The sequence below is a fragment of the Micromonospora sp. NPDC002411 genome (genome assembly GCF_053592955.1).
The window spans coordinates 1-1,237 of sequence record NZ_JBSFBM010000638.1; the positions used below are offsets into that span (position 1 = coordinate 1).

Below are 1,237 nucleotides of genomic sequence, written 5' to 3' on the forward strand. Positions count from 1 at the left end.
GCGATGCTGCCGGCAACCTGAGTGTTCGGGTGCTTGCGCCCGGTACCAGCGATCTGACCGAATTTACCGCTCTGGCCTGGTTACATGACGGCCAGCCCCGTGCGCCCCGGCTCTGGCCCGCTGTGCTCCGCCCGGCGCTGCGCGCGCCGGTGGTGACGCTGGTCATCTCGGTCGGACTGCTGCTCGCGCTGGCCGCGCCCGCGCTCGGCATGAAGCTGAAGTTCCCCGGCATGGAGGACCTGCCCCGCACCACGCCGGCGATGCAGGCGTACGACAGGCTGACCGCCGCGTTCCCGAGCACCGGCACCAACCACGTGGTGGCCGTGCGGGCGCCGGCCGAACAGGCCGACCGGGTACGCGCCGCCCTCACCGACCTGTCCACCCGGGCGGCCGGCGATCCGCTGTTCGCCCCGGTCGAGGCGGACGGCCCGAAGATCGAGGTGTCGGCCGACCGGCGGGTGTCGGTGTTGGACGTCGCCACCCCGTACGCCAGCCGGGACGACCGGTCGGTGCAGTCGCTGGAGAAGCTGCGCGAGGACCTGGTCCCGGCCGGGTTACGGGGCATCCCCGGCATCGAGTACGCGGTCGGCGGCAGCGTCGCCGACAGTGAGGACTACGCGGCCCACGTGCGGGACAAGTTGCCGTTGGTCATGGGCTTCGTGCTGGTGCTGACCTTCCTGGTCATGGTGTTCACCTTCCGGTCGGTGGTGGTCGCGGCGAGCTCCATCGCGCTGAACCTGCTCTCCGCCGGTGCCGCGTACGGGCTGCTGGTGCTGGTCTTCCAGGGTGAGTGGGCCGAGGGGCTGCTCGGTTTCACGTCGATGGGCGCCATCGTGTCCTGGTTGCCGCTGTTCCTCTTCGTGGTGCTCTTCGGCCTCTCGATGGACTACCACGTCTTCGTGGTCAGCCGGATCCGCGAGGGGGTACGGGCTGGCATGCCCAACCGCGATGCCGTGTCCTACGGGATCACCTCGTCGGCCGGGGTGGTGACCAGCGCGGCGATCGTGATGGTCGGCGTGTTCTCGATCTTCGCCACCCTGAGCACGATCGACATGAAACAGCTCGGCATCGGCCTCGCGGCGGCGATCCTGCTGGACGCCACGATCATCCGGGGAGTGGTGTTGCCGGCCCTGATGACCATGTTGGGCGACGCCAACTGGTGGGCCCCGCGCTTCCTGCGCCCTCGCCCGGCGCCCGCGCCGGCCGACCCGCCGGCCCCCACCCCGGAGCTGGTACC

At 70.7% G+C, this 1,237-nt stretch carries 1 protein-coding gene; it reads left to right on the forward strand.

Annotated features, from left to right (window positions below; all coding sequences use genetic code 11):
• Positions 1–29: 29 nt before the first annotated feature.
• A partial coding sequence (locus ACWCO3_RS34660; protein WP_450014237.1) for an MMPL family transporter occupies positions 30–1,237 on the forward strand: 1,208 nt, incomplete at its 3' end.